A 16807-nucleotide genomic window follows, 5' to 3' on the forward strand; every position below is an offset into this window, starting at 1 on the left:
AAATGCCGTGCAACTGTCGCATTTATCGGGCGTCAAACGTCTTAGAGATAGAGGCGCGATCAATCTTCGTAATGTTGACATAACCTTGCAGTGATTGATTGACGTCAGAATGGTAATTATTATCGCCTAATGGGGAATTGTTTTCTGCCGGACTTGTAGATCGAGCAAATCGATACCACCTACAAGCCGAATTTGCCGGCGAGGGATGAAGACGGCAAAGGATCGGCGGATACCTCTGAGAATGCAGGAAGGGCAGTGGCCTGATCGCGCGCTGAGTGGCAGACGCTCGAGTTCGGCCAACCTTATCATAAGATTGGACGAAGACGCATGGCACGCAAGCCGATTGGAATTCTAGGCCCCTCTACTCTTTTTGCAGCGGTACTTGCTGCATCCACTGCATTTTCGCAGGAAAAACCGGTCGAAAAACCGCAGCAGAACCTGCCGGCGATCGTCGTCACCCAGGCGACGAACCGGACCCTCGTCGACCGCGTCATCGGCACGGGAACGGTCAAACCCGTCGAGGAAGTCTATATCCAGCCGCAGGTCGAAGGCCTCTCGATTCGCACGCTGAAAGCCGATGTCGGCGACAAGGTTCAGGCGGAAAGCACGCTGGCGACGCTCAACGATGACGCGCTGGTCTTGGAAAAGAGCCAGATGATGGCGACGAAAGCAAAGGGCGAGGCAAGCCTCGCCCAGCTGCGCGCCCAACTCGTCGAGGCGCAGGCCAACGCTGAACAGGCAAGGCAGCAGCAGGCTCGCGCCCAGGAAATGGGCAAGAAGGGCACGGTCTCCACCGCTCAGGTCGAACAGGCCGATGCGACTGCTGCCGCCGCCAATGCCCGCGTATCTTCCGCCGAACAGGCAATCGAAGTTTCCGTAGCCGATCTGAAGGTCTTCGACAGCCAGATCGCCGATGCCGATCTGAAGCTGGCGCGCACCGATGTGAAGACGCCGGTCTCCGGCACGGTCTCGGCGAAGAACGCCAAGGTCGGCGCCATCGCCGCCGGCAACGGCGACCCGCTCTTCACCATCATCCGTAACGGCGATATCGAACTCGTCGCCGAAGTCGCCGAAAGCGACATCGTCAGAGTCATGGCCGGCCAGAAGGCTGCGATTTCGCTCTCCGGCAGCCGCGAGAAGCTGTCCGGCTCCGTGCGCCTGGTCTCGCCCACCGTCGATCCGGTCACCCGCCTCGGTCTTGTCCATATATCCATCGACGACGACAGCAAGGCGCGCTCGGGCATGTATGGCAGCGCCGAGATCATCGTGCGCGAAACAGAGGGCGTATCGCTTCCCCTGACCGCCGTGCTCACCAGTAACGAAGGCTCCTCCGCCCGCAGGGTCGAGGATGGTGTGGTAAAATACGCCAAGGTCGAGACCGGCATCCAGGATGGTGCCTATGTCGAGATCGTTGAAGGATTGAAGACCGGCGACGAGGTCGTGGCCAAGGCGGGCGCTTATGTTCGTGACGGCGACCACATCACCCCGGTGCGTGAACAGCTCCCGGCTTCCAACTAAAGAGACCATCCGATGAATTTTTCAGCCTGGTCCATTCGAAACCCCATCGCACCGCTGCTGGCCTTCTGCCTGCTGGTGTTCATCGGCATACAGTCCTTCAACTCGCTGCCGATCACGCGCTTTCCCAACATCGACGTACCGCTCGTTTCGATCAGCGTGACGCAGAGCGGTGCTTCGCCGGCCGAACTCGAAATGCAGGTGACGAAGGAGATCGAGGACGCAGTCGCTTCGATCACCGGCATCGACGAAATCCAGTCGACGGTGACCGACGGCAGCTCGCAGACCAACGTCATGTTCCGCATGGAAGTGCCGACCGAACAGGCCGTGCAGGACACCAAGGACGCGATCGACCGCATCCGCAGCGATCTGCCGGCAAACGCCGAAGCACCGATCGTCTCCAAGGTCGATGTCGAAGGCCAGGCGATCCAGACCTTCGCCGTTTCCTCGCCCGCCATGTCGCTGGAGGAACTTTCCTGGTTCGTTGACGACACGATCAAGCGTTCGCTGCAGGGCCAGGCCGGCATCGGCCGCGTCGACCGCTACGGCGGTGCCGAGCGCGAAGTGCGCATCGAACTCACCCCCGACAAGCTCAACGCCTATGGCATCACCGCCGCAAGCGTGAACGAGCAACTGCGCGGCACCAACATCGATCTCGGCTCCGGCCGCGGCCAGGTGGCCGGCAGCGAACAGGCGATCCGCGTCCTGGGCGATGCCCGCAACGTCGCCGAACTCGCCGACACGACGATCGCGCTGCCGAACGGCCGCTTCGTCAAACTCTCCGATCTCGGTGTCATCAAGGACACTTATGAGGAGCCGAAGTCCTTCTCGCGCTTCAACGATACGCCCGTCGTCACTTTCGGCGTTTTCCGTTCCAAGGGCGCCAGCGAGGTCAGCGTCGCCGAAACCGTAGCGCAGAGCCTCGACAAGGTGCGGGCCGAAAACCCGAATGTGAAGGTCGAACTGATCGACGATTCGGTTTATTTCACCTATGGCAACTACGAAGCCGCCATCCATACGCTGCTCGAAGGCGCGCTGCTCGCCGTCATCGTCGTCTTCCTGTTCCTCAGGAACTGGCGGGCGACGCTGATTTCAGCAATCGCCCTTCCCTTGTCCGCGATCCCGACCTTCTGGATCATGGACATGATGGGCTTTTCACTGAACCTTGTCAGCTTCCTCGCTTTGACGCTTGCGACCGGTATCCTCGTCGACGATGCGATCGTCGAAATCGAAAACATCGCTCGCCACATCAAGATGGGCAAGACGCCCTACCGAGCGGCGATCGAGGCGGCTGATGAAATCGGCCTTGCCGTTATCGCCACCACTTTCACGATCATCGCCGTTTTCGTGCCGGTTTCCTTCATGCCGGGCATTCCGGGCCAGTACTTCATCCAGTTCGGCCTGACCGTCGCCTTCTCCGTCTTCTTCTCGCTGATGGTGGCGCGCCTGATCACGCCGATGATGGCCGCCTATCTGATGCGCGCCGAAGACGCGATGGAAGACCATCACGACAATGACAGCCTGCTGATGCGCGGCTACACCCGTCTCATACGTGGCACGACCGGACGCTGGTACACGCGTTATGCGACGCTGATTGTCGCGTTCGGCTTCCTGGTCGGCTCTGTTATGTTGCTGATGCAGGTTCCCGGCAGCTTCCTGCCGCCGGAAGACGCTTCACGCATCGTTCTCTCCGTCGAACTGCCTCCCAATGCGCGGCTTGACGACACCGAGAAGACGACGGATGCGATTTACGACAGGGTCAAGGACATCAACGGTGTCGATAGCGTCTTCGTTCTCGGCGGCGCGTCGCCGAAGGGCGAACTCGAACTGCGCCGCGCGACCATCACGCTCGCCCTCGACAAGCTCGACCAATCGCTGCTCAAGAAGATGGTCAACGACGTGCTCGGCCGTATCCCGGTCGTTGGCCCGATGCTGCCGAAGGTGGAAGTCCACGGGCGCGAACGTCCGCAATGGAATATCGAAAAGGAAGTCTTCGCCAAGCTGCGCGACATTCCCGACGTCCATATCCTGAAGCTCAACGACCGCGGCGAACGCGACCTCTCCTTCAACTTCCTCTCCAAGAACGAGAAGGACCTGAACGACGCCGTCGGCATTCTGGAATCCAAGCTCCGCGCCGATCCGCTGCTTGCCAATGTCAGCGCCGACGGCGCCCTGCCCCGTCCGGAACTGCAGGTTCATCCGCGCAAGGATGAGGCTGCCCGCCTCGGCATCACGCCGCAGCAGATCTCCGAGACGATCCGCGTCGCCACCATCGGCGATGTCGATGCAGCCCTTGCCAAGATCTCGCTCGACGATCGCCAGATCCCGATCCGTGTCCAGACTTCACTCGACATGCGCCGCGATCTCGCGGCCATACGGGCGCTGAAGGTCCAGACCGCCAGCGGCGGCACCGTTCCGCTCGCAAGCGTCGCCAATATCGACTATTCGGAAGGCGTAAGCTCGATCAAGCGCAACAACCGCAACCGCGTCGTCTCGATCGGGTCCGACCTGCCGCAGGGCGTTGCGCTCGACACGGCTTCGGCCCGCTTCCGCGAGATCGTCAATGGGGCCAACATCCCGGCCTCGGTGCACCTTGCCGAAAGCGGCGACACCAAGGTGCAGACCGAGATGCAGCAGAGCTTCGTCAACGCCATGCTGATGGGCCTCCTGCTGGTGTTGACAGTGCTGATCCTGCTCTTCAAGGACGTGATCCAGCCCTTCACCATCCTGTTCTCGCTGCCGCTCGCCATTGGCGGCGTCGCGGCCGGCTTGCTCGTCACCAGCAATCCGCTGTCGATGCCTGTCATGATCGGCATTCTGATGCTGATGGGTGTCGTCACCAAGAACGCGATCCTGCTCGTCGATTTCGCGATCGAGATGCGCCACCGGGGCATGCCTCGCGTCGAGGCCATGGTCGAAGCCGGCCGCAAGCGCGCCCGTCCGATCATCATGACCTCGATCGCCATGTCGGCGGGCATGCTGCCTTCCGCGCTCGGTGTCGGCGAAGGCGGCTCGTTCCGCGCGCCGATGGCGATTGCGGTGATTGGCGGTATCATCGTCTCGACCGTGCTCTCGCTCGTCGTCGTGCCCTCCTTCTTCCTGATCATGGACGATCTGTCCCGCCTGCTCGGCTGGGCTTTCGGCCGCCTGGTCGGCAGGAAGGACGAGGAGGAGCTGCCGCTGTCGCGCGAGGATCTCACCCGTGTCACCCGGGAGAACCGCAGCGAAATCGACTCGCTGGAGGAGCGCCTGACCGCAATCGAAAAGCCGGAAGGCAAACGCAAGAGCGCCAAGGGCAACGACACCAACGTGCTGCGCCTGCCGCCCTTCGCGGCGGAATAAGCAAAACCCAGGAAATGAACGGGCCGGGAGCGATCTCCCGGCCCGTTTCATTTTTTGCTGTTCACTTCTGGCGATTGACCGAAATCAAATCCGCCGCCATCTCCTTCCCGTATTTTGCCGGGCATGCACATGGAATTGGAAAGACCGGCCATATCAGGAGACCGGGAGATGAACAGGACGCTGACATTCAACGGCCATGAGGCCGCTGTGCTCGCCAAGGCCGCCGTCATGGCCGGGCTCGACCATAGCGAGACTGAAGCCCTGCGTGCCTGTGCCACCGTTCGCCTCTGCGACCCGCATGACGTTCTCTTCGAGGAGGGCGACAAGGCGGCCTATTTCTATTGCGTGCTCAGCGGTTATGTCAGGCTCTATCGTCACAACGGCGACGGCAGGCAGGCCGATATCCGCATCTGCGAGCCCGGCGACAGCTTCGCGGAATGCCTGATCCACGCCGACGAAACCTATCGCTACGGTGCGCAAGCAATGGATCATGCCGTGTTGGCCTGCTTCCACATCGGCAAGGTCCGGCTATTGCTGGAGGAGCGGCCGCGGATCGGCAAGGCGATCATGCGCAGCCTGTCACTGCATCTGATCTCGGCGATGGAATGCCTGGCAAGCGACCGGATGCAGACCGCGCCGCAGCGCGTGGCTCATTATCTGCTGACTCACTGCGCCGAGAACGGTGCGGCCGCTTCGCTGCGGCTGCCCTTTCCGAAAAACCTGCTTGCCCGCAAGCTTGGCCTCGCACCGGAGGCGCTCTCGCGCGCCTTCTCGACGCTGAAGACAAAAGGTGTCACGGTGCGCGGCCGGGCGATCGCCATCAGCGACGTCAACCTGCTGCGTCAGATCTGATCGTCAGAGCATGAGGCCGAAAAGTGTGAGTGGTTTTCGGACGACATCATGCTCTAATTCTTTGACTTTGATCCGATGATTTTAGGCCGATCCGGCCTAAAATCATCCGGATCTAAGCATGTCGCGCAAAAGTGTGCAGCGGTTTTGCGACAACGACATGCGTAAAAACAAAGACCTAAAGCGCACGAAGCGAATCTGAAAGATCGCGACGCGCTTTAGAGACCGCCCTGCTCCCTGAGGAAGCTGACGATCGAGCTGACGCCGTCGCCGCGCTTCATGTCGGAGAAGACGAAGGGGCGCGAAGCGCGCATACGCGTCGCATCCCGGTCCATCACCTCGAGATCGGCGCCGACATACGGCGCCAGATCCTTCTTGTTGATGACGAGCAGGTCCGACCGGGTGATGCCGGGCCCGCCCTTGCGCGGGATTTCCTCGCCCTGGCAAACGGAGATGACATAGATGGTGATATCGGCAAGATCGGGCGAAAAGGTCGCCGCCAGATTGTCACCGCCGGATTCGATGAAGACGACGTCGAGATCGGGGATCCGCCGGTTCAAGCCGGCGATCGCCTGCAAATTGATCGTCGCATCCTCGCGGATTGCTGTATGCGGGCAGCCACCCGTTTCGACACCGACGATGCGGTCCGAAGTCAATGCCTGCATCCGCACCAGCGCCTCGGCATCCTCTGTCGTGTAGATATCGTTGGTGACGACGGCGACGGAATAGTCGTCGCGCATCGCCTTGCAGAGCTTTTCGGTCAGCGCCGTCTTGCCCGAGCCGACCGGCCCGCCGATGCCGACACGTAAAGGTCCGTTTCTTGATTTCATGTGCCTTACTCCAATCGAACCCCGATGATAGCGAAGCCGCCCGCCCGCGCCACCGTCAAATGACTTAGAGCGCTTGTTTTTCTTCAAATCACGGAAGCGCTCTATCTCTTTGTTTTCACGCAATTCCGGACGCAAAACCGCTGCGCACTTTTGCTGGAATTGCTCTCGCTCCAGCGATATTTCGGACAATCACGAACGGAACAGCCGTGTCGCCTGCGTCTCGTGGCGCAGGCTGGCAATATCGGCCTGCACCGTCGCCGAACCCAGATCGTCGAGCGTCGAGGCTGCCGCCCGCCGGGCAACCTCCGCGATACGGTCTTCCAGACCGGCAAGAACGGCGACGCCATCCCTTTGCCCGGCGACACCGAGGCGGATGCCTGATGAAACCGCTTGTGAGACATAAGCATGTAGGAAGGCGGCGAGCGCCTTCTCGGGCCCTATCCCATGGGCGCCCGTCACCGCCCCGACTGCAATGGGATACGTGACCCTATCAGGTAGCCGCTCGAACACCTCGTCCGGCCAGGCCCGCGCCGCTGCGAGGAAAGCCTCACCGAGCAACATCGTTTCCTGATGCCGCTCGCGTGATCCGGCCAGCGCCTCGGCGAGTGCAGCGACTTCGGCAAGGCGTGCGGGTTCTGCCTGTTGCCTGTGGCTTTCGGCCAGAAGCACCGCATCGTTCCAGGCCGAACCATTGCCGATCAGCGTGCCGATCCAGGCCGCAAGCGAGGCCGCATCCGTAACCAGCCCGTCGGCCACCGCCCGCTCCAGCCCGCCCGAATAGGCAAAGCTGCCGATAGGAAAGGCCGGCGAGAGCCATGCCGTCAGGCGCAGCAATGCCTGCAGCTCGCGATCCCTGGTCATCAAGGCTCAGTCGTGCTTGTGGTCATGATCATGACCACGATCGTGGCGGTGCTCATGCTCATGCTCGTAGCCATGTTCGTGATCATGGTCATGGCCGTGATCATGCCCGTGGTCATGCCCGTGGTCATGCCCGTGGTCATGATTGTGATCGTGATCATGCCCATGCGAATGCCCGCCTTGGGAATGATAGGCGCCGCGCGCCGGCTGGAACGGCTCGTCGATCTCGAGGACGACGGCGCCGAGGCCCTGCAGCATGGCGCGGATGACATGATCGCGGAGGATGACGATGCGGTCTTCCTCGATCTGCGCGGCAAGATGCCGGTTGCCGAGATGCCAGGCGAGCTCGACCAGATGGGTGCGGTCGCGACCGCGGATTTCGAAGAGTTTCTCGTCGGCGGCGAGGATCTCAATCAGTTCGCCGTCGTCGCGCACCAGCAGGTCGCCATTGGCGAAAAGCACCGGATCCTTGAGATCGAGCATGACCATCGCGCCATTTTCCAGATGCAGCAGCTTGCGGCGCAGATGGCGCAGATCATGCGGCAGCTTGACCTGGGCGATTGGGTGAGAGGAAGGGGTTCCGGCGAGAAGATAGGAGGTGACGCGCTGCATGACATGTCCGTTTTTCTGAGAGGACGACCATGCAAAATAGCTCTTCCCGATGCAAGCACCAATGGCCTTTCGTCCGGCTTCGGCTTTTATATTCCGTAAGCCTGCATCACATTGTCGCTCTCCGGGCCTCTGTTCTCGCCATCGACGCCGTTCTCGACGAGCCCGTGCCAGGCGTGATGAAGACCTTCCCGTTCGTGTACGACGCGATTGCGCCCGAGCGCCTTGGCGAGATAGAGCGCCCGGTCGGCGGAGGCATAGACCGCCTGCTTGTTGCGCCCGGCGACGAGATCGGCAACGCCGCCGGAAACGGTGATGCGGATATCGTGCCCCTCGGCCTTGATGGCGCCGCCGGCGATCCAGGCCCGGACACCTTCGATGCGCTCCATCCGTGCCTCCAGCGGCTCGCCGGATACGATGATGCCGAACTCCTCCCCACCCAGCCGTGCGACGACGGACATCTCATCGAAGGCGGATGTGAGCATGGACGAAACGGCGATGATCACGGCATCGCCGCAACCGTGGCCGAAGCGATCATTGATCGCCTTGAAACGGTCGACGTCGAAAATCACTAGGGACGCGTTGCCATCGGCATTCTCAAGCGCCTCGGTAAAAGCGCGCCGGTTGAGCAGCCCGGAAAGCGTATCCGTGCGGCTGAGCTTTTCGAACTCCGCTCGTGAGAGCGCGAGGTCGCGCATGGCAAAGCCGGCAAACAGCGACAGCATGCCGGAAACGGTACCGCCGATCAGCCAGGAAAAGATCGCGCTGAAGCCGATAGCATGGGCGAGCGTCACCGGTAGGAGCCCGAGAAGATCGAGCGACGGCATCGTCAATGCGATAATGACTCCCGAGAGAATGACGGCAAGAAAAGCCATCTTCAGGGCGAAGACGTAGACGTTCTTGCGGTATTGAAGATCGCCAAAATCGGCCTGCAGCGAAATCCAGTTTCTCATGAGAATCAACCTTCCTGCTCGGCGTTTCCAGGCATTGATAAGAGCCCAATTGCTGTGGGTGTCTTAATTGACTCGTTAAAATTCGAACGGTTTCGGACGTTTCGGTGGACAGAATTTTTCTAGCAGGGGATGCAGCTTTCCAATCCCTGAATCGAACAGTGCGGAGAGACAGTTAAACATTTGATATAAAAGGAGTTTATCAGGATAAGCGACGCATATGTTCCAGAATGGTTTAGCCGGGAAAAATACTGGCTTTCCCACCGATTTTTACAACCAAATGGAGAGTGCTGTTCGCAATTCACTTTAAGGGCGGGTTGGGTCGACGCCGCCTCAATTGTAGACAGCAACAGACAATCGCAATGCTTGTGGAAACGGGTTCCATAAGCCGGTTCGAAGCCCGGCCGAGCGCAGGGCGGCGGCAGTCCAGGTATTGCAGCCGAAGAGGGCGTTGAAGTATCCCCGGGCCTCGAAGAACCGATCGATCTCGCCGTAACCTGCATCCGGGATCGGCACCGCCGCGCCCGCGTCGCGGACGAAGCTCTGCGAGATAAAAACGCGCAGCCGCGCCAATTGATCGTCGCTGACATCAAATGCCGCAACAGTGGGCTGGGGCTCGGCGATAGGACCGGCAAGGTCCACATGCAGCACTGAACGGTCGATCGTCAGCGCGCGCAACACCGGCAGCGGCTTCAGCTCCGCCCATGTGGGAGTTTCCAGATAGAAGGCACGACCGCCCCAGCCGATAATGAGCCACTCCGCATTCGGATGGCCGAGCGGAAAACCGGTATCGTCGAGGAAGGAAAAGGCAGCCCGCGTTTCCGCGTCGAGCGGGATGGCAATATCGGTATGGATCGGGCCTGACAGCAGGAGAATCCGATGCGTCATCGCCGCGGACGACGCCTTGACCGGCGCAATCAGCGGCCGGGGAACGAAGGTCCCGCAGGCCACCGAGAGCACAAGCAGAAATACGATCCGCAACAACCAGCGGATACCTGTCCTCATCGCACCCGTCCGTCGCACATCGGACGTGGGCCTAGAACAGGAAATAGCGCTGCGCCATCGGCAGCACCGTCGCCGGCTCGCAAGTCAGCAGCTCACCGTTCGCCCTGACCTCATAGGTCTCCGGATCGACCTCGATCTCGGGTGTCAGGTCGTTGTGGATCATCGATGCCTTGGAGATGCCGCCGCGCGTATTCTTCACCGCGACCAGTTCCTTGGCGACGCCGAGCCGGCCCTTCAGGCCGGCATCGAGCGACGCCTGGCTGACGAAGGTGACGGAGGAATTGGTGAGGCTCTTGCCGTAGGAGGCAAACATCGGCCGGTAGTGAACCGGCTGCGGCGTCGGGATCGAGGCGTTCGGATCGCCCATCGGCGCGGCCGCGATCGAGCCCCCGAGCAGCACCATATCGGGCTTCACCCCGAAGAAGGCCGGATTCCACAGCACGAGGTCGGCGCGTTTGCCGACTTCGACCGAGCCGATCTCACGGCTGAGGCCATGGGCGATCGCCGGGTTGATCGTGTATTTGGCGATATAGCGGCGGACGCGGAAATTGTCGTTGTCGCCCCTTTCCTCCTTCAGCCGGCCGCGCTGACGCTTCATCTTATCGGCCGTCTGCCAGGTGCGGATCGCCACTTCGCCGACACGGCCCATGGCCTGGCTGTCGGAGGAGATGATCGAGAAGGCGCCGATATCGTGCAGGATGTCTTCGGCAGCGATCGTTTCCTTGCGAATACGGCTTTCGGCAAAGGCGATGTCTTCGGGGATCGACGGCGACAGATGGTGGCAGACCATCAGCATGTCGAGATGCTCGGCGATCGTATTGACCGTATAGGGCCGTGTTGGATTGGTCGACGACGGAATGACGTTCGGCTGGCCGCAGATCTTGATGATGTCAGGCGCGTGGCCGCCGCCGGCCCCTTCCGTGTGGAAGGCATGGATGGTGCGGCCCTTGATGGCGCCGATCGTATCCTCGACGAAGCCGCTTTCGTTCAGCGTATCGGTGTGGATCATCACCTGCACGTCGTATTCGTCGGCAACCGACAGGCAGCAGTCGATCGCACCTGGCGTCGTGCCCCAATCCTCGTGCAGCTTCAGCGAGGTGGCGCCGGCCAGCACCATTTCGGTCAGTGCCCCCGGCAGCGAGGCATTGCCCTTGCCGGCAAAGGCAAGGTTCATCGGAAAGGCGTCGGCGGCCTCGATCATGCGTGCGAGATGCCAGGGACCGGGCGTGCAGGTGGTGGCAAGCGTGCCGTGCGCCGGTCCCGTTCCGCCGCCGAGCATGCAGGTCATGCCGCTCATCAGCGCTTCCTCGATCTGCTGCGGCGCGATGAAATGGATATGGCTGTCCATGCCGCCAGCGGTGACGATCTTGCCTTCGGCGGCGATCGCCTCCGTGCCGGGACCGACGATGATATTGACACCCGGCTGCATGTCGGGATTACCGGCCTTGCCGATCGCGACGATGCGCCCGTCCTTGAGACCGATATCGGCCTTGTAGATGCCAGAATGATCAACGATCACCGCATTGGTGATGACGGTATCCACTGCGCCATCCGCCCGCGTCACCTGGCTCTGGCCCATGCCGTCACGGATCACCTTGCCGCCGCCGAACTTCACCTCCTCGCCATAGGTGGTGAAATCCTTCTCGATCTCGATGAAGAGCTCCGTATCGGCAAGGCGCACCTTGTCGCCGGTGGTCGGTCCAAACATGCCGGCATAGGCGGCGCGCGAGATCTTGTAGGGCATCTATCAGGCTCCTTGGGAGGAAGAGACGAGTGTTTCTCCGCAGAACCGCTTGAGGCGGCCAGCGGCAATATAACTATCGACAAGCTGTCGTTCGGCCGCAAATGGGTGCCATTCCCAGCCGGAGTGGCCGAAGCCGGCAAGCGTCACCTCGGCCTCGGCATATGTATTCAAAACCTCGGCAATGACGATCATGCCGCTGCTCGGCACGACATAGGGCGAAGGAGCAAAGGCCGACAGCGAGGTATCGACGGCCTCGTGAACCGCCTTGCCGATAACGACGTGCGTTTTGCCGGTATCGGCGCAGAAGACACTGAATTCATCCGTGTAGTCGTCGCAGAAATCGTCGAGTTCCGGATGCGAGACGGCAAGCGGCGCCCGCATCGCGGCGAATTTTTCCGGGTCGCGCACACTCCAGATTTCGCCAGCCGACACGACGCCCGGATGGGCGCGCCACTCACGCGAACCGAGCATCGCCTTTGCCGGCCTGCCGGTGTTGCAGACCGCAACGGCATCGGTGCGGCTGCCGCCGGCGCCATAGGAGCGGCAATCATTGAAGCGGATGACGATATCGGCGGCATCGATGATGCCAGCCCCGCCCTCCTCAATGTCGCCATTGCCGACGATCATGATTTTCCTGATCACCCTAGTTGCTCATCGTATCTTCGAGCTCTTTCAGCTCTTTCGTGCGTTTGTCGGTAATGTTGGCGAGACAACCGGCGACCAGCATCGGCTCCATCGTGCCGCCACGGGCCTGAAAGCCAAAGGCGTCGCATTCGGCATCGCGATAGTCGATCCAGGCACGCTGCGCCTTGACGAGCGCCTGCTCTGCGCCCTTCTGGTCAGCATCCAGGTCCTTGTCGATCGCCGCCACGGCGGCGCGGGTCTTCTTGTATTGCGCATTCAAAGCCTTGTCGGCGGTCTCATGGCGCGCCGCCTCGCAGCCAGTCATGTCCGATTGCGTCTTGGGATTGTTGCAATCGATATCCTCCGCAGAGGCGGCACCTGCCGTCAGCAGCATCGCCGCCCCGACGAGGCAGATATTCAAGCGCATGCATTCCTCCAGCCTATTGTTCTTAAAGCTTACCCATCACCAGCTGGCGGAAGCCGTAAACCTCGCGCTTGCCGGAAAGCGGGATCAGCGTCACCGAGCGCGTCTGCCCCGGCTCGAAGCGCACCGCGGTTCCCGCCGGGATATCCAGCCGCTTGCCATGCGCCGCCGCGCGATCGAAGGAAAGCCCGGCATTGGTCTCGGCGAAATGATAGTGGCTGCCGACCTGCACCGGCCGGTCGCCTGTATTGGAAACCTCCAGCGTCACCGTCGGCGCGCCGGCATTCAGTTCGATATCGCCACTTGCGGCAATGATTTCGCCTGGAATCATCTCGTCCTCCTTAAGCCGCCTTGGGCGCGCAGCCCTCGGCTTTCAGCACACGCTTCGTCGATGCCGGATTTTTAGCAAGCATCGCCGCCGGCCGAATAGGCCTCGCGACGAGATTACCGCCGCAGTTCGGGCAGACACCCTTCAATACACCGTCCACGCAATCGGCGCAGAAGGTGCATTCATAGGTGCAGATCCGTGCCTCAGTGCTATCAGGCGACAGATCCTTGTCGCAGCATTCGCAATTGGGCCTGAGCTCCAGCATTCCTATCTCCTCACCGGATCGGTTCGTGCACGGTGACAAGCTTGGTGCCATCGGGAAACGTCGCCTCCACCTGCACGTCGTGGATCATCTCTGCAATCCCCTCCATCACCTGGTCGCGGCCGATCACATGGGCGCCGGCTTCCATCAACTCGGCAACCGGGCGGCCGTCGCGGGCGCCTTCGACGACGAAGTCGCTGATCAGCGCGATCGCCTCGGGATAGTTCAGCTTGACGCCGCGCTCCAGCCGCCGCCGCGCCACCATCGCCGCCATGGAAATCAACAGCTTGTCTTTTTCTCTCGGAGTGAGGTTCATCGCTTGTCCATCTGCTTCATGCCTAGAACAGGATGATCCTGTTCTACATTAAAGAGTTAGAGCATGATGTCGTCCGAAAACCGCTCACACTTTTCGGCGTCATGCTCTAGGTTCATAGATTCCAGACTTTCGGCACAGGCGCGCCGTTGCGCAAGACCGAAATGACCGGGATCAGGATTTTTCTGAGCGAGAAGCCGTCGGCTGCGGCAAGGCGGACGACGAGCTTGTCGTTCCAGGCGCTTGCCCCGCCCATCGGCCCCTCGACGAGCGGCCGCACCTTGCCGAGATAGGCTTCGGCCAAAGGCCCGGCATAAAGCAGCGTCGCAAAAGCCACCTGCCCGCCGAGCACGGCCTGGCGCGCGGCAAGGGCCGCTACGCCGTCGGACAGCCGCAGTTCTTCGGCATGGATCAACCGCCCCGAGCGGCGGATGCGCCAGCGGTCGCGGAAAAGTCCCGTCTCCATCATCTCGCCCATCGCCTTGCGGCCAAGCAGCACGGCTTCGACGGCGAGAAATTCGGCATTCTCGTCGAGATCAACATCCAACCGGCGCGACAGCGAGGCGCGGTCGAAAAGGATCGTCTCCTGCGGCAGCCAGTCGACACGGGCGCCGGCGCCGACCTCGATGCTGGTCGAAACCTCTGCCGTGCCGGCCGAAGCCTTGTAGATCTTCTCGCAGGCCTGGGTGGTGACGTCGATGCGCGTACCGGCACCGGCAACGACGCTCCAGGACATGCGGTCACCGCCTGTCAAACCGCCTGATGTATTGATGATAACAGCTTCCATGGAGGCATCGAAGGTATCGGGCAGGCGGATCTTCGCGGCCCCCTCCTGATAGAGTTCACGGATGCGCGTGCGGCCATCGAACAGCTTTGCCGCCAGATGCCCGCGCCCTTCCGCTCTTTGCGGTCTCGTGCCTGCCGCCGCAATCGTCATATCGTCCCTTTCGGTCGCGCTATCGGTTTTCATTCAAGCGCGTGGATAGCGGAAAGCAAGCAATTCCTATGCCGTCCCGAGCAGACCTTTGGCGGCGGCGGACGGTTTTCCAGACGCCGTGCTCCTTGCTGTTAAAAGCGGCATCTGCCGGTCAGACAGTCAGATGGCGGCGAGCCTCTGGCGTATCCAGCGTCTCGGCAAGTCCTTCATGCACGATTTCGCCGCGATCCATGATGTAGACGTAGTCGGCCAGCTCGCGGCAGAAATCGAGATATTGCTCTACGAGCAGGATCGCCATGCCTGTGGAGTCACGCAGATAGCGGATGGCCCGGCCGATATCCTTGATGATCGATGGCTGAATGCCCTCGGTCGGCTCGTCGAGCACGAGGATCTTCGGCCGCGTCACCATGGCGCGCCCGATCGCCAATTGTTGCTGCTGCCCGCCGGAAAGATCGCCGCCGCGACGTGACAACATCGACTTCAGCACCGGGAAGAGACTGAAGATGTCATCAGGGATGTTGCGGTCGCGGCGGCCAAGCGGAGCAAAGCCGGTTTCGAGGTTTTCCTTGACGGTCAGCAGCGGGAAGATTTCGCGCCCCTGCGGCACATAACCGATGCCCTGCTTGGCGCGGGCAAAGGGCGGCAGGCCGTTGAGCCTGGTGTCGTTGAAGGTGATGGTGCCCGCCGACAGCGGATGCTGGCCGGTAACGGCGCGCAGAAGAGAACTCTTCCCCACGCCGTTACGCCCCAGCACGCAGGTGATCTTGCCCATCTCGGCCTTGATCGAGATGCCGCGCAGCGCCTGAGCGGCGCCATAATGCAGATTTGCGTTTTCAACTGTCAGCATGCGTTCACCCATTCCCCATCAGTTCATCAGCATGCGCCTCAGCATTTGCAGGGCGTGCTCCTGTTCCTTCGTTCTCTCACCACCGACCTCGGCCACTTCCTCGGCAATGCCGATCAATTGCTGACGCTCTTGCATATCGAGCGCCTCTATCCAGAGAGGCCGGAACCGGCGGATCGGATCTTCGGGGCTGGTGACGTTTTTAGACGCCCACTCGCCGAAAACCAGCACCTCTTCCATATCGCCCGGCCGGATGATGCCTTTCATGCGATTACGGACGACATTCTTCGCAGCGTCGAAATACATCGGCTTTTCCTTGGCAAGGCAGAAGAAAAAGGCCACCGCCGCAATCGCCGGATCGGCGATCGAGGCCAGCGGCGCTGCCTCGGCCTGCTTGCGGAACTTTCCGCGCTTATAGGCGCCCCGCATACGCTCGACGGAATCGATGATCTCGTTTCCCGCCTCACGCACCATTTTCAAACGCCAATACCAGACGACCGCGCCGCTGATCGCCACGACGAGAATACCGAGAAAAGCCACGATGAAACCCCACAACAAGACCCGCTCGTTTTAAAGCCCGTTCTTTTGTCAGGTTCAAGCCTGCAAGTTGCATAGATCACCGCCCCAGATAGTTCTCGATCACCTTCGGATCGGAGCTGACGAAATCGATCGATCCTTCCGCCAGCACCGAGCCTTCCGCGAGGCAGGTCACCTTGACGCCGAGGTCACGGATGAAGCCCATGTCATGTTCGACGACGACGACAGACCGGGTTTTGGCGATATCCTTGAGCAGGATCGCAGTTTCCGCCGTCTCTGCATCGGTCATGCCGGCCACCGGTTCGTCGACGAGCAGAAGCTTCGGCTCCTGCGCCAGCAGCATGCCGATCTCCAGCCACTGCTTCTGCCCGTGCGAGAGATTGGCGGCGAATTCGTCGCGGCGATGCGTCAGCCGCACCGTTCCGAGGATCTCCTCGATGCGCGCCTTGTCCTCGCCGGAAAGCCGGTAGAGCAGCGTCGAGAACACGCCACGACGTCGGTTCAGCGCCAGCTCCAGATTGTCCCACACCGTATGGCTTTCGAAGACGGTCGGCTTCTGAAACTTGCGGCCGATGCCGAGCTGAGCGATATCGGCTTCATCCTTCTTGGTGAGATCGATCGTGCCGTTGAAGAACACCTCACCCTCATCGGGCCGGGTCTTGCCGGTGATGATATCCATCATCGTCGTCTTGCCGGCGCCGTTCGGGCCGATGATGGCGCGGAGTTCACCGGGCTCGATGACGATCGACAGCGAGTTCAGCGCCTTGAAGCCGTCGAAGGAAACCGACACGCCGTTGAGATAAAGCACGCTGGTGGGTTTGACGTCGGGGATCATG

General features: G+C 61.2%; 18 protein-coding genes. 3 read left to right on the forward strand and 15 right to left on the reverse strand.

Translation table 11 applies throughout. The features are described 5' to 3' along the window. Positions 1 to 327: 327 nt before the first annotated feature. The 3 genes from CUJ84_RS17505 (at position 328) to CUJ84_RS17515 (ending at position 5709) form a co-directional block, all read left to right on the forward strand. Positions 328 to 1518 carry an efflux RND transporter periplasmic adaptor subunit gene (locus CUJ84_RS17505; protein ID WP_105007146.1) on the forward strand — a complete coding sequence of 397 codons (1191 nt, stop codon included), beginning with the start codon at positions 328 to 330 and terminating at the stop codon, positions 1516 to 1518. A 12-nt stretch (positions 1519 to 1530) separates the two neighbouring features. Then, complete coding sequence (locus CUJ84_RS17510; protein ID WP_105007147.1) at positions 1531 to 4857, forward strand: efflux RND transporter permease subunit; 3327 nt, start codon at positions 1531 to 1533, stop codon at positions 4855 to 4857. A 168-nt stretch (positions 4858 to 5025) separates the two neighbouring features. Further along, positions 5026 to 5709, forward strand: coding sequence for a Crp/Fnr family transcriptional regulator (locus CUJ84_RS17515; protein ID WP_105007148.1), 684 nt, complete (start codon positions 5026 to 5028; stop codon positions 5707 to 5709). Positions 5710 to 5924: 215 nt separating this feature from the next. Here CUJ84_RS17515 and ureG read toward each other — a convergent pair whose 3' ends face one another. The 15 genes from ureG to urtD form a co-directional block, all read right to left on the reverse strand. Next, positions 5925 to 6536 carry an urease accessory protein UreG gene (gene ureG, locus CUJ84_RS17520; protein WP_011653180.1) on the reverse strand — a complete coding sequence of 204 codons (612 nt, stop codon included), beginning with the start codon at positions 6534 to 6536 and terminating at the stop codon, positions 5925 to 5927. Positions 6537 to 6725: 189 nt separating this feature from the next. Further along, positions 6726 to 7397 carry an urease accessory protein UreF gene (locus CUJ84_RS17525; protein ID WP_105007149.1) on the reverse strand — a complete coding sequence of 224 codons (672 nt, stop codon included), beginning with the start codon at positions 7395 to 7397 and terminating at the stop codon, positions 6726 to 6728. Positions 7398 to 7403: 6 nt separating this feature from the next. Next, entirely contained in the window at positions 7404 to 8006 is a 603-nt protein-coding gene (locus tag CUJ84_RS17530) for an urease accessory protein UreE (RefSeq protein WP_105007150.1), read from the reverse strand. Positions 8007 to 8092: 86 nt separating this feature from the next. Next, on the reverse strand, positions 8093 to 8956 hold the full coding sequence (locus CUJ84_RS17535) for a GGDEF domain-containing protein (protein ID WP_105007151.1): 864 nt from the start codon (positions 8954 to 8956) through the stop codon (positions 8093 to 8095). Between the two features lie 330 nt (positions 8957 to 9286). Next, positions 9287 to 9958: a TIGR02117 family protein gene (locus CUJ84_RS17540; protein ID WP_105007152.1), complete on the reverse strand. Its 672-nt coding sequence runs from the start codon at positions 9956 to 9958 to the stop codon at positions 9287 to 9289. Positions 9959 to 9989: 31 nt separating this feature from the next. Continuing rightward, positions 9990 to 11702: an urease subunit alpha gene (gene ureC / locus CUJ84_RS17545; RefSeq protein WP_105007153.1), complete on the reverse strand. Its 1713-nt coding sequence runs from the start codon at positions 11700 to 11702 to the stop codon at positions 9990 to 9992. Positions 11703 to 11705: 3 nt separating this feature from the next. Next, complete coding sequence (locus CUJ84_RS17550) at positions 11706 to 12329, reverse strand: Urease operon accessory protein (RefSeq protein ID WP_105007154.1); 624 nt, start codon at positions 12327 to 12329, stop codon at positions 11706 to 11708. A gap of 16 nt (positions 12330 to 12345) precedes the next feature. Next, positions 12346 to 12753 (reverse strand): lysozyme inhibitor LprI family protein, encoded by a 408-nt coding sequence (locus CUJ84_RS17555; RefSeq protein ID WP_105007155.1) that lies wholly within the window; start codon positions 12751 to 12753, stop codon positions 12346 to 12348. Positions 12754 to 12775: 22 nt separating this feature from the next. Further along, on the reverse strand, positions 12776 to 13081 hold the full coding sequence (locus CUJ84_RS17560; protein WP_003542314.1) for an urease subunit beta: 306 nt from the start codon (positions 13079 to 13081) through the stop codon (positions 12776 to 12778). Between the two features lie 10 nt (positions 13082 to 13091). After that, positions 13092 to 13343, reverse strand: a complete 252-nt coding sequence (locus CUJ84_RS17565; protein ID WP_105007156.1) for a DUF1272 domain-containing protein — start codon at positions 13341 to 13343, stop codon at positions 13092 to 13094. 10 nt (positions 13344 to 13353) lie between these two features. After that, positions 13354 to 13656, reverse strand: a complete 303-nt coding sequence (locus CUJ84_RS17570) for an urease subunit gamma (RefSeq protein WP_003561955.1) — start codon at positions 13654 to 13656, stop codon at positions 13354 to 13356. Between the two features lie 112 nt (positions 13657 to 13768). Further along, positions 13769 to 14590, reverse strand: a complete 822-nt coding sequence (locus CUJ84_RS17575) for an urease accessory protein UreD (RefSeq protein WP_105008227.1) — start codon at positions 14588 to 14590, stop codon at positions 13769 to 13771. 151 nt (positions 14591 to 14741) lie between these two features. Then, entirely contained in the window at positions 14742 to 15437 is a 696-nt protein-coding gene (urtE, locus tag CUJ84_RS17580) for an urea ABC transporter ATP-binding subunit UrtE (RefSeq protein ID WP_105008228.1), read from the reverse strand. 18 nt (positions 15438 to 15455) lie between these two features. Beyond that, positions 15456 to 15992: a hypothetical protein gene (locus tag CUJ84_RS17585; protein WP_245457497.1), complete on the reverse strand. Its 537-nt coding sequence runs from the start codon at positions 15990 to 15992 to the stop codon at positions 15456 to 15458. Between the two features lie 58 nt (positions 15993 to 16050). Further along, positions 16051 to 16806, reverse strand: coding sequence for an urea ABC transporter ATP-binding protein UrtD (urtD, locus tag CUJ84_RS17590; RefSeq protein ID WP_003561960.1), 756 nt, complete (start codon positions 16804 to 16806; stop codon positions 16051 to 16053). Between the last annotated feature and the right edge of the window lies 1 nt (position 16807).

This window comes from Rhizobium leguminosarum (assembly GCF_002953715.1).
Classification (GTDB): Bacteria; Pseudomonadota; Alphaproteobacteria; order Rhizobiales; family Rhizobiaceae; genus Rhizobium; species Rhizobium leguminosarum_V.